Raw genomic sequence first — 16,399 nt, forward strand, 5'->3', positions numbered from 1 at the left:
GTTTCTTTTCTTATTGGTCGCCTGCGAAGAGCCGGCCGCGGTCGAAGACCCCGTGCGGATCGAACTCCTGCATCAGCGCGCGATGGATGCGTGCCACCGGCGCGCTCAATGCGTCGAAGCGCGGCACGTCGCAATCCGCCGCTTGCGCTGCGGGCACGCGGAACAACGTGGCGTGGCCACCCGCTGCCTGCGCGGCTTCACGCAGGCGCGCGGCCTGTGCGGGCGGCGCGAGGTACCAGCGCTGCCCGCCGTGCCACTCGACCAGCGGCGCGGCGCAGCCGTCGATGGCGATCACCGGCGCGGTCTGCGGCACCGACAGGCGCCACAGCGCGAGCGAACCGTCGGCGTCGAGTGCGAACCACGGCATGCGCTGGTCGCGCAGCGCGGCCCAGCCGGCGGCCGCGCGCACCGGGTCCTGGCGCTCGCCGCCGAGCTGCGCGCAGGCGGCTTCGACGGCCGCCACGGCACCGCGCAGCCGCAGCCGCAGCACGCCTGCGCCGGGCGCGTGTTCGAACCAGCTGCTCGCGTTCAGCGGCAGCGGGCGCCCGCCCCACTCGTTGAGCAGGCGCAGCGCATCGGCCTGGCTGCAGGCGAAGGCGAGCGTGGCCTCGGCGGGCGCCACGGGCAGCACCTTGAGGCTCACTTCGGCGATCACGCCCAGCGTGCCGAGCGAGCCGGCCAACACGCGCGAGACGTCGTAGCCGGCGACGTTCTTCATCACCTGGCCGCCGAAGCTCAGCACCTCGGCGCGGCCGTTGACGAGCGTGGCGCCGAGCACGTAGTCGCGCACCGCGCCCACGCTGGCGCGCGCCGGGCCGCTGAGGCCGGCGGCGACCATGCCGCCCACCGTGCCGCCATCGACAAAACACGGCGGCTCGAACGGCAGGCACTGGCCCTGTTCGGCGAGCGCGGCCTCGAGCTCGGCCAGTGGCGTGCCGGCACGCACGGTGACGACCAGTTCACTCGGCTCGTAGCTCGTGATGCCGGCGAGCGCGCGCAGGTCGAGCAGCTCGCCGCGCGGCGGCTGGCCGTAGAAATCCTTGGTGCCGCCGCCGCGCAGGCGCAGCGATGTGGCATCGGCCGCGGCGGCGCGCACGCGCTCGACGACCTGCTGGAGGGCGGTATCCGTGTTCATGAAGCTCTCAGAATCTCGGCAGGTCGGGATGCGCCAGCCGGCCGCCGCGCACCACTTCCTTGCCGTACTCGGCGCAGCGCTGCAGCGTGGGAATCACCTTGCCGGGGTTGAGCAGCCCGGCGGGGTCGAAGGCGCGCTTGATGCCGAACATCTGCTCGTTCTCGGCCGCGGTGAACTGCACGCACATGCTGTTGAGCTTTTCCACGCCCACGCCGTGCTCGCCCGAGACGGTGCCGCCCATGGCGACGCTGGTCTCGAGGATGTCGGCGCCGAACAGCTCGCAGCGGTGCAGCTCGTCGGGGTCGTTGGCATCGAACAGCACCAGCGGGTGCAGGTTGCCGTCGCCCGCGTGGAACACGTTGCAGCAGCGCAGGTTGTATTTTTTCTCCATCTCCTGGATCGCCAGCAGGATGTCGGCGAGCCGCTTGCGCGGGATGGTCGAATCCAGGCACATGTAGTCGGGGCTGATGCGGCCCGACGCCGGAAAGGCGTTCTTGCGCCCGCTCCAGAACTTCATGCGCTCGTCCTCGCTGGTGCTCACGGCGATGGCGGTGGCGCCGCAGCCGCGCAGCACCTCGGTCATGCGGCCGATTTCTTCTTCCACTTCTTCCGGCGTGCCGTCCGATTCGCACAGCAGGATGGCGGCGGCGTCGAGGTCGTAGCCCGCGTGCACGAAGTCTTCGACGGCGGCGGTCATGGGCTTGTCCATCATCTCCAGGCCGGCCGGGATGATGCCCGCCGCGATCACCGCCGCGACCGCGTCGCCGGCTTTGCGCACGTCGTCGAAGCTGGCCATGATGCAGCGCGCCAGCTGCGGCTTGGGCACGAGCTTCACCGTGACCTCGGTGGTCACGGCCAGCATGCCTTCGCTGCCGATGGCCAATGCGAGCAGGTCGAGCCCCGGCGCATCGAGCGCCTCGCCGCCGAACTCGATCGCCTCGCCCTCGGCCGTGAAGCCGCGCACGCGCAGCACGTTGTGCAGCGTGAGGCCGTACTTGAGGCAGTGCACGCCGCCCGAGTTCTCGGCCACGTTGCCGCCGATGGTGCAGGCGATCTGGCTCGACGGATCGGGCGCGTAGTACAGGTTGAAGGGCGCGGCGGCCTCGCTGATCGCGAGGTTGCGCACGCCGCACTGCACGACGGCCGTGCGGCTCACCGGGTCGACCTTCAGGATGCGGTTGAACTTGGCCAGCGACAGCGTCACGCCCAGCGCGTGCGGCATGGCACCGCCCGAGAGCCCGGTGCCGGCGCCGCGCGCCACCACCGGCACGGCCAGCGCATGGCAGGCGCGCAGCACGGCGGCCACCTGCGCCTCGGTCTCGGGCAGGGCCACCACCAGCGGGCGCTGGCGGTAGGCCGTGAGGCCGTCGCACTCGTAGGGCGTGGTGTCTTCGGCGTGCCAGATGAGCGCATGCGCGGGCAGGTGCGCCTGCAGCGCCCGCACCACCTGCGCCTGGCGCTCCGCCTTCGACAGCTGCGCGTGCTGGTCGGGTGTGACGGGAGCATTCATGGCGGGAACAACTTTCAGCGGACGACCATCAGGGTGAATGGCCACACATAGGCCTGCAGCGTCACGTACAGGCCGACCAGCGAGGCCAGCGCGATCGAGTGGAAGAACACGTAGCGCAGGATGTCGCCTTCGTGATTGAACCACCGCGTGGCGGTGGAGGCCACCACGATCGACTGGGCGTCGATCATCTTACCCATCACGCCGCCCGAGCTGTTGGCCGCGCCCATGAGGTTGGGCGCCAGGCCGAGCTGCTCGGCCGCGACCTTCTGCATGCCGCCGAAGAGCACGTTCGACGCGGTGTCGGAGCCCGTCATGGCCACGCCGATCCAGCCCATGAGCGTGCCGAAGAAGGGATAGAACACGCCGGTGTTGGCGAACGCCAGACCCAGCGTGGTGTCGGTGCCCGAGTAGCGCGTGAGCGTGCCCAGCGCGAGCATCAGCACGATGGTCATGAGCGAGTAGCGCACCATCCAGAGCGTGCGCACGAAGGTGCGCACGATCTCGACCGGGTTGTACTTCATGAACAGCGCGCTCACGATCGCCGACAGCAGGATGCCGGTGCCCGTGGCCGACAGCAGGTTCAGCACGTACACCGCGCCTTCCTTCGTGGGCGCGGTGACCACCGGCGGCATCTTCTCGATCAGGTTGTGCAGCCCGCCCATCGGGAACGAGGGCGCGAAGACGCCGTTGAGCGCGGTCTTCACCGAGGGCAGGCCCCAGATGAAGACGAACACCGAGAGGATCACCCAGGGCATCCACGCGCGCACCAGCGCTTCGCGGCTGTGCACGACGATGGCCGCCGGCGGCTTGGCCTCGTGCGCGCTCACGTCCTTGCCGCGCAGCGAGGGCGAGCGCCACACGTTCTTGGGCTGCCACACGCGCAGGAACAGCACCAGGCTGGCCATCGACACGATGGCCGCGATGATGTCGACCAGCTCGGGGCCGATGAAGTTCGACACCAGGTACTGCGGCACCGCGAACGACACGCCCGTGACCAGGATGGCCGGCCAGACTTCCATCATCGCCTTGCGTCCGGCGAAGGCCCAGACCAGCCAGAACGGCACCAGCAGTGAGAAGAACGGCAGCTGGCGCCCGATCATCGCGGTGACTTCCATCAGGTCGTAGCCGTGCACCTTGGCCAGCGTGATCACCGGCGTTCCGAGCGCGCCGAAGGCCACCGGCGCCGTGTTGGCGATCAGCGAGAGGCCCGAGGCGGCCAGTGGCGAGAAGCCCAGCCCGATCAGGATGCCGGCCGTGACCGCCACCGGCGTGCCGAAGCCCGCCGCGCCCTCGAAGAAGGCGCCGAAGCAGAAGGCGATCAGCAGCAGCTGGATGCGGCGGTCTTCGGTGATGCCCGAGAGCGAGTCCTGCAGCACCTTGAAGCTGCCGTTCTGTTCGGCCAGCTGCTGCAGGAAGATGATGTTCAGCACGATCCAGCCGATCGGCAGCAGGCCCGTGAAGCCGCCGAACAGCGCGGCGCGCCCGGCCATCTCGGCCGGCATGCCGTAGGCGAACACGGCGACGGCCAGGGCCGCCAGCAGGCCCAGGCCGGCGGCGATGTGGGCCTTGATGTGGAAGAAGCCGAGGCACGCGAGCATCACCACCACCGGGATCGCGGCGAGCGCGGTGGAAATGTTCATGTTGCCGAACGGGTCGTAGATCTGCTGCCAGGTCATGCGTTGTCTCCGGGGAGGCTGTTGTTGTGCCCCGCACTCTAGGGAGAAGCGCGTCGTCCGGATTGAAGGTTTTTTGCCCGGACCTTGATAAAAATTTGTCGGGCAGACCTGTCGGTCAGTGCAGCGTCTGAACGATCCAGTCGACGAAGGCCGCGCACTCCCAGCGCTCCAGCGTGCCCGGCTGCCAGCAGATGTAGTGGCGGTGCGGCGAGGGCACGGGCCGTTCCGACAGCGCCACCAGCCGGCCCGATTCGAACCAGGCGGCGCCCAGCTTCTGTCGCACCAGCGCCACGCCGAAGCCGCTGGCGGCCGCGTCGTAGACCAGGCCCAGGTCGTTGAACTGCGCGCCCAGGTGCGGCTCGGGCTGGTCGATGCCGCAGCTCGCGAACCAGGTGCCCCAGGGCTCGAGCGGGCTGCGGATCAGCCGCGCGCTGGCGATCTCGGCCGCGGTGCGAAAGCCGTCGAAGGGCCCGAACTCGTTCAGGTAGCTCGGGCTGCAGGCGGGCACCACGTCCTCGGCGATGAGCAGGCGGTGCTCGCAGTCCGCGTACGCGCCGATGCCGTAGCGCACCTGCAGGTCGGTCTGCTCGGCCGTGACGTCGAGCAGCGGGATCGACACATGCAGCGCCAGCTCGATGTCGGGGTAGAGGTTGCGAAAGAGCTCCAGCCGCGGCATCAAAAACTGGCGGCTGAAGGTGGGCGTGACCGCCACGCTCAGGCGCGGCGCGCGCAGCGCCGCGTCACGGCTGCCGGGCGTGGCCTGTTGCAGCGCGGCCAGGCCGACGCGCACGTTCGCCAGGTAGGCCGCGCCGTCGGCCGTGAGGCTGAAGTCGCTGCGACCGAAGAGCTTGAAGCCCACGTGCGCCTCGAGCTGGCGGATGCGGTGGCTCACGGCGCTGGCCGTCACGCACAGCTCGTCGGCCGCGCGGCCCGCATGCCGCAGGCGCGCGACGGCCTCGAAGGTCAGCAGGCATTGGATCGGGGGGATGTGGTGCAGGGCCATCCTCGGCAGCGGCCCGACTCAGTCTTCGAAGAAATTCACGGGCAGGCCCGGCGTGTCGACGCGCATCGAGAGCACGGTGCCCGAGGCCGGGCGCTGCACCAGCTCGTCGGCCGGGCGGCCCTTGCGTCCGCTGGTGACGAACAGGGTGCGCAGGTCGTCGCCGCCGAAGCAGGGCATGGTCGGGCACTGCACCGGCACCGCGATGGCGGCCACGCGCTCGCCCGTGGGCGCAAAGCGCAGCAGCTGCGCGCCTTCGAACATCGCAACCCAGTAGTGACCGGCGGCGTCGACGGTGGCGCCGTCGGGGCGGCCGCCGTAATGCGTGGGCGTGCTGGGTACCCAGCCCGCGGGCTTGGGGTCGAACTGCTGGAACACGCGCGCATGCGACAGCGTGTTGGCCTCGGCGTCCCAGTCCCAGGCGCGCACCACGTGCGCGGCGGTGTCGGCCCAGTACAGGGTGCGGTTGTCGGGTGAGAACGCCAGGCCGTTGGCGGTGGTGACATGCTCCAGCATCGACGTGATGGTGGGCGAGACGTCTCCGGGGCGTGCGTCGAAGCAGTAGAGCGCGGCGTTGGCGCGGTCCTTGGCCTCGTTGAGCGAGCCGGCCCAGAAGCGGCCGAGCGCGTCGCACTTGCCGTCGTTGAAGCGCATGGTGCGCACGTCGTGCTCCGCGCGCGCCATGGCCACAAGGCTGCCACCCCACTCGCGGGCCCGGTAGATGCCGTCGCGCAGCGCGATCACGAGGCCGCCCGTGCGTGCCGGCGCCATGCAGCCGGGCTCGGTGGGCAGCGCCCATCGCTCGACCGTGGCCGTGGGCGAACCGATCTCGCCGCGCGTGCGCAGCACGGCGCGGCCCGGGATGTCGAGCCAGTAGAGCGCGCGTTCGTGCGGATGCCAGAACGGCGATTCACCCAGCTCGCAGAGGCTGTCTTCGATGGAGGTCCACATGGTGGGGCGATTGTGCGCCCGGCCACGCGGGCCGCGGGCAAAAAAAAGCCCGCTGACGCCGAAGCGCTCGCGGGCTGAACATCCAAAGGAGACTCGCCTGAAAAAACCGGGAGTGGTTGTTCTTCTTTGTATCGAAAAGGGTGGTGGTCTTTGAAGCGCGGGGGCCGGCGCCGTGCCGGACCACCCGCTGTCTGTGTGCGAATCAGCGGTTGTAAGCCGTTTCGCCGTGGGACGAGATGTCGAGGCCTTCGCGCTCTTCTTCTTCCGACACACGCAGGCCGAGGGTCAGGTCGGCGATCTTGTAGGCGATGAACGCGACCACGCCGGACCACACGATGGTGAACAGCACGCTCTTGACCTGGATCCAGACCTGCGCACCCATCGAGAAGGTGTCGGGCGTCAGGCCGCCGGTGCCGCCCAGGCCCTTGGCGGCGAACACGCCGGTCAGGATGGCACCCAGGATGCCGCCCACGCCGTGCACGCCGAACACGTCGAACGCGTCGTCCGCGCCGAGCATGCGCTTGAGGCCGCCCACGCCCCACAGGCAGACCAGGCCGGCCAGCAGGCCCATCACGATCGAGCCCATCGGGCCGACGAAACCGGCGGCGGGCGTGACGGCCACGAGGCCGGCCACGGCACCGGATGCGGCGCCCAGCATCGAGGCCTTGCCCTTGTGCAGGCTCTCACCCAGGATCCACGACAGGGCCGCGGCGGCGGTGGCGAGCACCGTGTTCACGAAGGCCAGGCCGGCGGCGGCGTTGGCCGCACCTGCCGAGCCGGCGTTGAAGCCGAACCAGCCGACCCACAGCAGCGAGGCGCCGACCATGGTGAGCGTGAGCGAGTGCGGCGTGAAGGCTTCCTTGCCGTAGCCCACGCGCTTGCCGACCATGTAGGCACCGACCAGGCCGGCGATACCGGCGTTGATGTGCACCACGGTGCCGCCGGCGAAGTCGAGCGCGCCGTCCTTGCCCAGCAGGCCGCCGCCCCACACGATGTGGGCCATGGGCACGTAGCTGAAGGTGAACCAGATCACCGAGAACAGCAGCACGGCCGAGAACTTGGCGCGTTCTGCAAAAGCGCCGACGATCAGCGCCACGGTGATGGCCGCGAAGGTGCCCTGGAAGGCGAAGAACACGTATTCGGGGATCGTGGTCAGCGCGCCGAAGGTCTCCTGCGTGATGCCCTTCATGAAGATCTTGTCGAAGCTTCCGAAGAAGTTGCCGTCGCCCGTGAAGGCCAGGCTGTAGCCGTAGATGGCCCACAGCAGGCTGATGAGCGAGAAGATCACGAAGACCTGCATCAGCACCGACAGCATGTTCTTGGAACGGCCCAGGCCGCCGTAGAACAGCGCCAGGCCGGGAATGGTCATCAGGATCACGAGCAGGGTCGAGGTGAGCATCCAGGCGGTGTCGCCGGAGTCGACCTTGGGCGCGGGGGCGGCAGCCGGTGCGGCGGGCGCAGCTTCCGCAGCAGCGGGTGCCGCAGCTGCTGCAGGCGCGGGCGCGGCAGCGGCAGGTGCAGCAGGTGCCGATGCAGCCGGTGCCTCAGGGGTGGCGGCGGGTGCCTGGGCCAGCGCCGAAGTACCGGCGACGAAGACGCTCAAGCCGAGCGCAAGAGAGACAAGAAGTTTTTTCATAGTCGTTGTTCTTTCGGGCCAGGACTCGATCAGAGGGCTTCGCGGCCCGTTTCGCCGGTGCGGATGCGCACGACCTGCTCGAGGTTGTAGACAAAGATCTTGCCGTCGCCGATCTTCCCGGTGCGCGCGGCGCCTTCCACCGCCTCGATCACGCGGTCCACCAGCTCGTCGGAGATGGCCGCCTCGATCTTCACCTTGGGCAGGAAGTCGACCACGTACTCGGCGCCGCGGTACAGCTCGGTGTGGCCCTTCTGGCGACCGAAGCCCTTCACTTCCGTGACGGTGATGCCCTGCACGCCGATGGCCGAGAGCGCTTCGCGCACCTCGTCGAGCTTGAACGGTTTGATGATGGCTGTGACCAGCTTCATGATGAGTTGCTCCTTCTGGATGGATGAAAGGCGGCGCGGCAACGTGGGCCGCGCCTGGTTGTTGTGTCGATTACAGCGTCTTCGTCAGCGTGAGGATGAAGCGTGCCTTGTTGGGCGAGTAGTAGGTGGTACCGAAGGTGCCGAAGTCGGGGATCTCGATGCCCGGGTAGGCCACGACCTGGTAGTTGGACTTCTTGTTGGCGCCCTGCACCGAGCCCGTGAGCGTCAGGCCGCTGCCGAAGTCGTAGGTGGCGCCGATGTTGTAGTCCACGTAGCTCTTGTAGCCCAGGCTGCGGATGTCGCTGGACATGTTGGTGAAGCCGACGGCGGCCTTGAGCGTGACCTTGGGCACGATCTCCTTGCTGTAGGCCAGGTTCAGGTAGCCGGTGTTGCGGCCCTTCAGGCCCGAGCCGGTCTTGGCGCCGGCGTAGCCGAAGTAGTCCTTGGACACCGTGTGCGAGTACTTGGCGGTGAACGAGCCGAAGCTGTCGTTGGCGTAGGTGGCGCCCACGTACAGCTCGGTGGTGTTGCCCACCGAGTTGCCCGGGTAGATGTAGGTGAGCGCACCGACGTCCATGTCGACCGGGCCGGCCTTGAACTTGTAGCCGCCGTACAGGTCGCTCTCGATGCTGTTGCCCTTGAGCCAGTTGACGCTGGAGTTCCAGTTGCCGATGTAGAAGCCGCTGTCGCCGAAGGCGTAGTCGAAGCCGCCCTGGATGGCGGGCTTGAAGCCCTTGGTCTTGGCGTAGTCGTTCTTGCCGATCATGTCCTGGTCCTGGCCGCGGAACTTGTAGTTCGTGGTCAGCGAGACATTGCCCGTGAGCAGGGGCGCGGGCGCCGGTGCGGCGGCGTCGGCAGCCTGGGCCATGGCGGCGCCCGAGGCGGTCAGTGCAGTGGCCAGAACGATCAACGCCTGGGCGGCGGTACGGTGCGTCATCAGGGAACTCCTCGCAAGTGTGTTGTTGGACCTGAGCACCCTCAAAGCAGGGAGCGTGCCAAACTGCACGAATACCGCCCCGGCCAGAGGGCGCAGGTGTCCGGCGATGAGCGCCAAATCGTTACAAGCCCTGTTTCCGGCAGTTGCACGCGCTTGCACGCTGCACGGTCCTGGGCTTGCACGTCGCAGGCGCACCAACTTGGGGAGAGGGAGAAAAATGAGTCTGTCTTTGGTGCAAAGCCGCGCCTTGCTCGGCCTGGAGGCCGCCGCCGTCACGGTCGAGGTGCATCTGGCGAACGGCCTGCCGAGCTTCACGCTGGTCGGGCTGGCCGAGACCGAGGTCAAGGAGGCGCGCGAGCGCGTGCGCTCGGCGATCCAGAACGCCGGGCTCGAATTTCCGACCAACAAGAAGATCGTGGTCAATCTGGCGCCCGCCGACCTGCCGAAGGATTCGGGCTACCGATTAGGTTGCAGTATGGACATCGCATGGTGCATGGTTTACTTCATGGACGCTCGATGCGAAGGTCTGCGCCAAGGCTCGATCTCGACTAAGTTTTTGTCTCCTATCTGTTTGGCGACCGTCGAAAGTACAGGTCAAGTGTTCGCCGGCCAAGGAATCGCCGAATGCCCTTGCCCGCGCCGGTGGCCACACGAGAAGCCGCACTGATTTCCACTGAAGGTTCAAGCTCCCGCTTTTCTCAAAACCTCTTCCTAGACACCGATGGCGCGACTGCAGTCAATTACTTACACACCACATCGATGCTCAGTCAATCGCGGTGTGGTGAGCTGGCGCGCAGTGGTTCAGGGTCAGGTAATTGACGGTCTCCCCCAGATTTTTTGGAGTGACGCCACTCCATGGCGCGAAGCCAACCTGTGGGCACTGGAGCGTGCAACGGGCAGCGAGGTTGATATCCGGACCGTACAGACAGACGCGATAGCCATCCATGCCTATGCGAATTGGCTCGAAGAAACTAAGTCCGACTGGCGAAGCTTCCCCCGTCGAAAAGCCGATCGTTGCCTCGTCCGCTATCGAGGCGCTCTTATCGATGCTCGAAACAGCGGAATGCTGGCACCGTCAACCGTCTCGCAACGCATGCGCGTAGCAATCAGCTTCTATCGTTGGCTTCGCGACATGAGACTGTTTTCCTCTGAATGGCCCATATGGCAAGAACACCGTGTCGGCATTCGGCTCGTAGACGCTACAGGCTTTGAGCGCACGATCGCAGTCAATTCCACAGATTTGCGAATTCCCAACCGAGCCGCACGCGGCGAACGGCTTGAGGACGGTCTGCTTCCGATCACGTCAGTGGACCGAGACGCAGCCCTCACCTTCGCTCGGAATCACGCATCACAGGAATTGTTCCTGATGCTCACGCTCGGGTTTTTCTCTGGCATGCGTCTAGGCACCATTACTGATCTCAAAGTACGCACCCTGACGAATGCAGTGCGTGATCCCGTGGCACCCAACCTTTTCAAAATTGCAGTGGGTCCCGGAGCCGATCCGCCCGTCGCAACTAAATTTGGTGTCACAGGGCAAATTTGGATAACGGGTGTATTGCTTGACACGCTGCTTCATTACGCTCACAGCGAGCGTCGCTTGAAGCGAGAGATCAAAGCGGTCGCCGAGCGCAAGGATCTCATTTTCTTGACTCGATTCGGCAATCCGTACGCGCAGCGTGGGTCAGACAAGAGTGTTGCAGTGAATGTGGAGATGCATGCATTTAAGAGGCTGGCCGTCACTCGTGGCCTATCAGCAATGCGCGATTTTCGCTTCCATCAAACTCGCTGCACCTTTGCAACCGAGCTAGCGCGCATTGCGATCAAGGCCGGGGGCTCCATCGGAGCCGTCGCAATTGTGAAAGAGGCATTGCTGTTGGCGCCGACCGGAAACTGAGCCAGTTTTGTACGTAGTGCCGAAGTAAAAGTGAGCCAGGTGTTCAACCTACCCTGCTGTTTATTTAAGCGGCGGGGTTCGAGGAGTGATCACCATGGACATGATTGGCAAGATCCGACGGCTGCACGCGAGGGACAAGCTGTCGGAGCGAGAGATTGCGCGCAGGACGGGGCTGTCTCGCAACACGGTGTCGAAGTGGCTGCGCGCACCAGTGAAGGAGGCGCCGAAGTACCGGCGCGAGCCGCGCCCGAACAAGCTCAGCCCGTTTGAGGAAGCACTCAAGCAGGCATTGACAGCCGATGCCAGGCGGCCCAAGCACGAACGACGCACGGCACGCGCGTTGCACGCCGAGATCAAGGCTGCGGGCTACAACGGCGGCTACTCAGCCATCACTGACTTCGTGCGGACGTGGCGCCAGGGTGAGGGGCAGACAGTCAACGTCACGGCGTTCGTACCGCTGAACTTCGAGCTGGGCGAAGCCTTCCAGTTCGATTGGAGCGAAGAAGGCCTGGTTGTCGGCGGCATCTATTACCGCATGCAGGTGTCGCACCTGAAGCTGTGTGCGAGCCGTGCGTTCTGGCTGGTGGCGTACCCGAGCCAAGGCCACGAGATGCTGTTCGACGCCCATACGAGATCGTTCGCAGCGCTGGGCGGTGTGGCGCGCCGCGGGATCTACGACAACATGCGCACCGCAGTGGACAAGGTTCACAAGGGCAAGGGCCGCACCGTCAATGCCCGCTTCGCCGTGATGTGCGCGCACTACCTGTACGACCCCGACTTCTGCAACGTGGCCTCGGGCTGGGAGAAGGGGCGTGTGGAGAAGAACGTGCAGGACAGCCGTCGGCGCATCTGGATCGAGGCGGCCCGGCGTCGCTTCGGCTCCTTCGTCGAACTCAATGCCTGGCTGGCGGAGCGCTGCCGGGCGCTGTGGAACGAGGTCCGGCATCCCGAGCACAGCCAGTTCAGCGTGGCCGAGATGCTCGAGCACGAGCGTCCCCACCTGATGCCCATGCCTGAGCCCTTCGATGGCTACGTAGAGAAGCCAGCGCGGGTGTCGAGCACCTGCCTGGTGTCGGTGGCACGCAATCGCTACTCGGTGCCATGCGAGCTGGCCGGGCAGATGGTCAGCACGCGGCTGTACCCGGGCAACGTCGTGGTGGTCGCAGAAGACGCGGCGGTGGCGCGCCACGAGCGCCTGAGCGCCTCTGGGGGCACTCGCTACGACTGGCAGCACTACATTCCGCTCATCCAGCGCAAGCCTGGTGCATTGAGGAACGGTGCGCCCTTCGCAGACATGCCCGAAGCGCTGCAGCAACTGCGCCGCGGCTTGCTGCGCCAGGCCGGTGGAGATCGCGTGATGGCCCAGGTGTTGGCCATCGTGCCGACGGCGGGGCTGGACGCGGTGATCGTGGCGGTCGAGTTGGCGCTGGAGAGCGGTCCGCCGTCAGGACGGGTCAGCGTGGAGCACGTCGTCAATGTGCTCGGCCGGCTCACCGCGCCGGCAACACCGCAGAGTGCCGAGACAGCGCTGCAGATCGTCACGCCGCCGCTGGCCAACACGGCACGCTACGACAGCCTGCGTGGACAGGAGGTGGACCATGCGTGATGTGACCGTCGAACTCAAGGCACTGCGCCTGCACGGCATGGCCAGTGCCTGGTGCGATCTGGCGGAGCAAGGAACTGCGTCCGGCCTGGATGCCTCGCGCTGGCTGGTCGAACATCTGCTGCAGGCTGAGACCACGGACCGGTCGATGCGTTCAGTGCAGCACCAGATGAGCTCGGCGCGCTTCCCCGTGCACCGGGATCTGGCGGGCTTCGACTTCGACGCGTCGGTGGTCGACCAGAAGCTGGTTCACCTGCTCGCAATGCTGGAGTTCACCGAGGCCGCGCACAACGTTGTCTTGGTCGGTGGTCCGGGCACAGGCAAGACCCATCTGGCAACGGCTCTGGGCGTGTCGGGCATCACGCGCCACGGCAAGCGCGTGCGGTTCTACTCGACGGTCGATCTGGTCAATGCACTGGAGCAGGAGAAGGCCCAAGGCAAGGCCGGTCGTATCGCGCTGAGCCTGCTGCGAATGGATCTGGTGATCCTGGACGAGCTGGGCTACCTGCCGTTCAGTCAGGCCGGCGGCGCGCTGTTGTTCCACCTGCTGTCCAAGCTGTACGAGCACACCAGCGTGGTGATCACAACCAACCTGGACTTCGCCGAATGGTCGACGGTGTTCGGCGACGCCAAGATGACGACCGCGTTGCTCGACCGCCTCACGCACCACTGTCACATCGTGGAGACGGGCAACGAGAGCCATCGATTCCTGCACAGCAGCGCCACGGCGAAGAAGCGCATCAAGGCCAGGGAGCAGACCCGCAAGACAGGCGCCAAGGCCGATCCAACAGACGCCGCTGATTGACCGCCGCCGCGCGTGGCAAGGCGCTACGGGCTACGCCCTTCGCGCCTTATGAGTTCGATCACAGAAGCGAAAGGAGGTCACAGAACAAGGCAAGACATACACTTATCCACAGCCGACCATTGCTGCGTCGGCTTCCACCCCTGGCTCACGATTCAAGCGGCGCGGTGGCTCAGTTCTACTTCGGCGCGGACACCCGCGGTCAGCCTTAGTCGTGTCAAGCGCCATGCTCGGCTCAAGCACATGGCGTCGGCCGATGTCATGCACGAGATCGAGGACTTCCTGGTAGCTGCGACGGTTGCTTTCGAGCGCGTAGCGTTGGATGGTCGTGCCCGCTGCGTGAGCCTTGAACTCGTTGTCGAAGCGCATCAAGCTCTTGAGGGACGCGCCACGCCAGTGGTGGATAGCTTGGCGGATGTCGCCGACGACCCAAATCGACTTCCTGTAGGCGAGCTGGCGCAGCATCTCCACCATCGCTTGAGTGACGTCCTGATACTCGTCGACGAGCACGTACTTGAAGCGATCCGCCAGCTCAGAAAACGGCAACCTGTCCGCCGCAAGCGCAAGGGCGGGCTTTGCAATAAGGTCGACAAAATCGACTGTCTTGCGCGCAGCAAGGAGCCTCTCGTGAGCCTCATAGAGAGCGGCCACATCCTCGCGCCGGCGTTGCAACTCGGCGTCTTCGGCAGGGTGTTGCTCGACGAAGACTCGGTACGCCTCAGGCGAGACAAGCTCCTCTTTGAGGCGAGTGATGCCCACGACGACTGGCCTCAGCCAATCGTGCGGGTCTTCGACCCTGAGGTAGTACTTGAGCTCGAGTTGCGGTAGCGCAGCTACTAACATCGTCAGCGAGGTCAGCGTGTCTGCGACATGCAGGTCAGCCTCGAGCTGGAAATATTGGTGGTATTTGCGTAGGAACTCTAGGCCGAAGGCGTGAAAAGTACCGGCCCAGACATCGGAGGCTTGGTCGATACCAGCGCTGCGCAGACGCTCGACAAGCTCGAACGCGGCCTTGTTGGTAAACGTGAGGACGAGTATTTCCCCCGGGTCGACACGCATCTCCTCTACAAGATGTTTGACTCGGTGGATGAGCGTTGTCGTCTTGCCGGTACCAGGCCCCGCAACAACGTTGGCCGCTCGCTCCTGCGCTCTCGCCGCGGCAAATTGGTCCTTGCTTGCCGGCTTGAGAGCGCTCGTGTGCAATTCGACGTCCGGTAGAAGCAAGGCGTCGAGCATCTGCTGACGAACGAACTCAAGCGGTATGCCCAGGTCTTTGGCAACTGCAGCCGGCCCCTTTCCCGCAGCTGCAAGCGCGCGTGCAAGGTCGCGAGGCAGCAGTAGCTCTCGTGCGAAGACGTTTGCCTGCAGCTCTTGTCGTTCGCGAGCGCCGTAGGCTTCAACCTTGAGCAGCGCGGGTGAGCCATCGCTCCCGAAGAGAGTCTTCAGATGAGCAACGGTCGACTTTGGCTTCGTCGCATCGAGGTACCAGTGACCCAGCTCATGGGCAACGAGTCCGCAGAACTCTTCACCCCACAAAGGGACTTCGCTGCTGACGTAGATGTACTGCTGTTCGCGTTGAAGCACAGCTGTTCCACCTCCCAGGTCGGGATACGATGGGGCGATGGACTCAATGGCGATGCCAATCTCAATCTCAATCGCGCCGAGAAGCGTTCTTGCCGGGATAGCGGACAGCGGCGCCCCTGCAGAAAGAAGCAACCGCGCCGCCTTTGCCTCGTCACGTGCACGCTGAAACGGGTTCATGACCGCTACGCATCAAGAGCCATGAGTTGGCTGGCTTCGTTAGGCAAAAGATCGAGCGACTTGACGGCATCCTTCCAAGATGTGGCCCTCTGCGTGAGCACAGGCTTGCCATCCGCCTTGAACGCAGGGACAGCGCGCATCGCAAAGGAACACTTAAAGTAGTGCGAGAGCGTTCCCTCGGGCGTTCCAAACATTGCCCCAAGTCCCTTCAGCACTTTCTTCGGCGGTCTGAGAGAGCCCTGAAGGATGCTGGCAAGAAGGGCAGAGTGCTTTCCCAGCCCTAGCTGGGTTGCCAACTCTCGAGTTTTGACACCCTTGACAGTGTCTATTCGCTCTTGGATACGAGCGAACTCCGCCTGCTTGGCTAAACCCGCGGCAATGCACATCGCTCCGAATTCTGAGGCGGACTTTTGGACCTCCTGAGCAGCAGACCTCAAACGAACACTGAGGTTAGGCTCCACGCGGACCATCACTTGTTCGGTGTTCGACGGTAGCCATTGGCGAAGCTCCGAAGCCAGCTCTGCAAATAACGCTTCTCCGTCTTCAGAGAAGGATCGCAGGTCGAACTCCTCAAACCCAAAATTCGCAAGCTGCCGCGCAACGTCGGCAAACGTCGTGCTTTGCGCTTGGGCAGTTGCTTGCATTGCTTCCTTGAGCTTCGTTGGCAATGTGACACCGATGGTGAACTGCCGACCTTTAGACCGAAACCGTTCAGGTCGCCCACTGCTCGCGACGGAAACCGATTGAGGTGCGCCGCAGTTCGATTCCGCTGCGATCTGATGCCATGACATAGGCCACTGGTGTACCGCCATTGCGGTGCATTCATCAAGCACGGCAACAAAAGCCATTCGAACAGCTTCCCTTGCGGTCGATGCGGCGCAACGTCGCCACCCCAAAGCCGGCACCTCAATGGAGCATTCCACGTTGTGCTCGCCCAGTACTTCAAGTCGAGCGCTTCTCGTGATGGCATAGTAAAGACTTGGTAGGTGGGTTAGCAGATCTTGGCCCTCGGCCATGTCTACAGATTCGTGAGCGGTTTTCATCGTGCCCTCCATGGCAGATGGGGCGGCCCAGCGCCCCTTGACAGCAGTATAGACTTATATCAACAATATAACAATAACGGAGA

Annotated in this window: 13 protein-coding genes and 1 pseudogene; 4 read left to right on the forward strand and 10 right to left on the reverse strand. The window is 65.2% G+C overall.

From position 1 onward, the window contains the following. Positions 1-10: 10 nt before the first annotated feature. The 8 genes from glcE to ACAM52_RS27140 form a co-directional block, all read right to left on the reverse strand. Entirely contained in the window at positions 11-1,135 is a 1,125-nt protein-coding gene (gene glcE / locus ACAM52_RS27105; RefSeq protein ID WP_369645077.1) for a glycolate oxidase subunit GlcE, read from the reverse strand. A gap of 7 nt (positions 1,136-1,142) precedes the next feature. Continuing rightward, positions 1,143-2,645, reverse strand: coding sequence for an FAD-linked oxidase C-terminal domain-containing protein (locus tag ACAM52_RS27110; RefSeq protein ID WP_369645078.1), 1,503 nt, complete (start codon positions 2,643-2,645; stop codon positions 1,143-1,145). 14 nt (positions 2,646-2,659) lie between these two features. Beyond that, complete coding sequence (locus ACAM52_RS27115; protein ID WP_369645079.1) at positions 2,660-4,321, reverse strand: L-lactate permease; 1,662 nt, start codon at positions 4,319-4,321, stop codon at positions 2,660-2,662. A gap of 115 nt (positions 4,322-4,436) precedes the next feature. Further along, positions 4,437-5,324: a LysR substrate-binding domain-containing protein gene (locus tag ACAM52_RS27120; protein ID WP_070063527.1), complete on the reverse strand. Its 888-nt coding sequence runs from the start codon at positions 5,322-5,324 to the stop codon at positions 4,437-4,439. Positions 5,325-5,342: 18 nt separating this feature from the next. Beyond that, positions 5,343-6,272, reverse strand: a complete 930-nt coding sequence (locus ACAM52_RS27125; RefSeq protein WP_369645080.1) for an SMP-30/gluconolactonase/LRE family protein — start codon at positions 6,270-6,272, stop codon at positions 5,343-5,345. A gap of 202 nt (positions 6,273-6,474) precedes the next feature. Next, positions 6,475-7,908, reverse strand: coding sequence for an ammonium transporter (locus ACAM52_RS27130; protein ID WP_159273472.1), 1,434 nt, complete (start codon positions 7,906-7,908; stop codon positions 6,475-6,477). A 29-nt stretch (positions 7,909-7,937) separates the two neighbouring features. Continuing rightward, positions 7,938-8,276, reverse strand: coding sequence for a P-II family nitrogen regulator (gene glnK, locus ACAM52_RS27135; RefSeq protein WP_056583732.1), 339 nt, complete (start codon positions 8,274-8,276; stop codon positions 7,938-7,940). A 70-nt stretch (positions 8,277-8,346) separates the two neighbouring features. Continuing rightward, positions 8,347-9,213, reverse strand: a complete 867-nt coding sequence (locus tag ACAM52_RS27140) for a TorF family putative porin (protein WP_062482029.1) — start codon at positions 9,211-9,213, stop codon at positions 8,347-8,349. A 217-nt stretch (positions 9,214-9,430) separates the two neighbouring features. On the opposite strand from ACAM52_RS27140, the pseudogene ACAM52_RS27145 reads away from it, so the two are divergent. From ACAM52_RS27145 to istB, 4 genes and pseudogenes are all read left to right on the forward strand, one after another. Then, positions 9,431-9,670 (forward strand): annotated as a pseudogene (locus ACAM52_RS27145) (magnesium chelatase domain-containing protein); the annotation flags it as partial. A 264-nt stretch (positions 9,671-9,934) separates the two neighbouring features. Then, positions 9,935-11,107, forward strand: coding sequence for a site-specific integrase (locus ACAM52_RS27150; RefSeq protein ID WP_369645081.1), 1,173 nt, complete (start codon positions 9,935-9,937; stop codon positions 11,105-11,107). A 94-nt stretch (positions 11,108-11,201) separates the two neighbouring features. Then, positions 11,202-12,713: an IS21 family transposase gene (istA, locus tag ACAM52_RS27155; protein WP_119558755.1), complete on the forward strand. Its 1,512-nt coding sequence runs from the start codon at positions 11,202-11,204 to the stop codon at positions 12,711-12,713. Next, positions 12,706-13,515 (forward strand): IS21-like element helper ATPase IstB, encoded by an 810-nt coding sequence (gene istB / locus ACAM52_RS27160; protein WP_119558754.1) that lies wholly within the window; start codon positions 12,706-12,708, stop codon positions 13,513-13,515. Before istA ends, istB begins: the two co-directional genes overlap by 8 nt. A 102-nt stretch (positions 13,516-13,617) precedes the next feature. Here the strand turns inward: istB and ACAM52_RS27165 are convergent, their stop codons facing one another. Together ACAM52_RS27165 and ACAM52_RS27170 are read right to left on the reverse strand one after the other, a co-directional pair. After that, positions 13,618-15,273 (reverse strand): UvrD-helicase domain-containing protein, encoded by a 1,656-nt coding sequence (locus tag ACAM52_RS27165; RefSeq protein WP_369645082.1) that lies wholly within the window; start codon positions 15,271-15,273, stop codon positions 13,618-13,620. Between the two features lie 5 nt (positions 15,274-15,278). Continuing rightward, a complete protein-coding gene (locus tag ACAM52_RS27170) occupies positions 15,279-16,316 on the reverse strand; it encodes a hypothetical protein (RefSeq protein ID WP_369645083.1) in 1,038 nt (345 codons plus the stop codon). Positions 16,317-16,399: the final 83 nt, after the last annotated feature.

Source organism: Variovorax sp. V118 (assembly GCF_041154445.1).
GTDB classification, from domain to species: Bacteria; Pseudomonadota; Gammaproteobacteria; order Burkholderiales; family Burkholderiaceae_C; genus Variovorax; species Variovorax boronicumulans.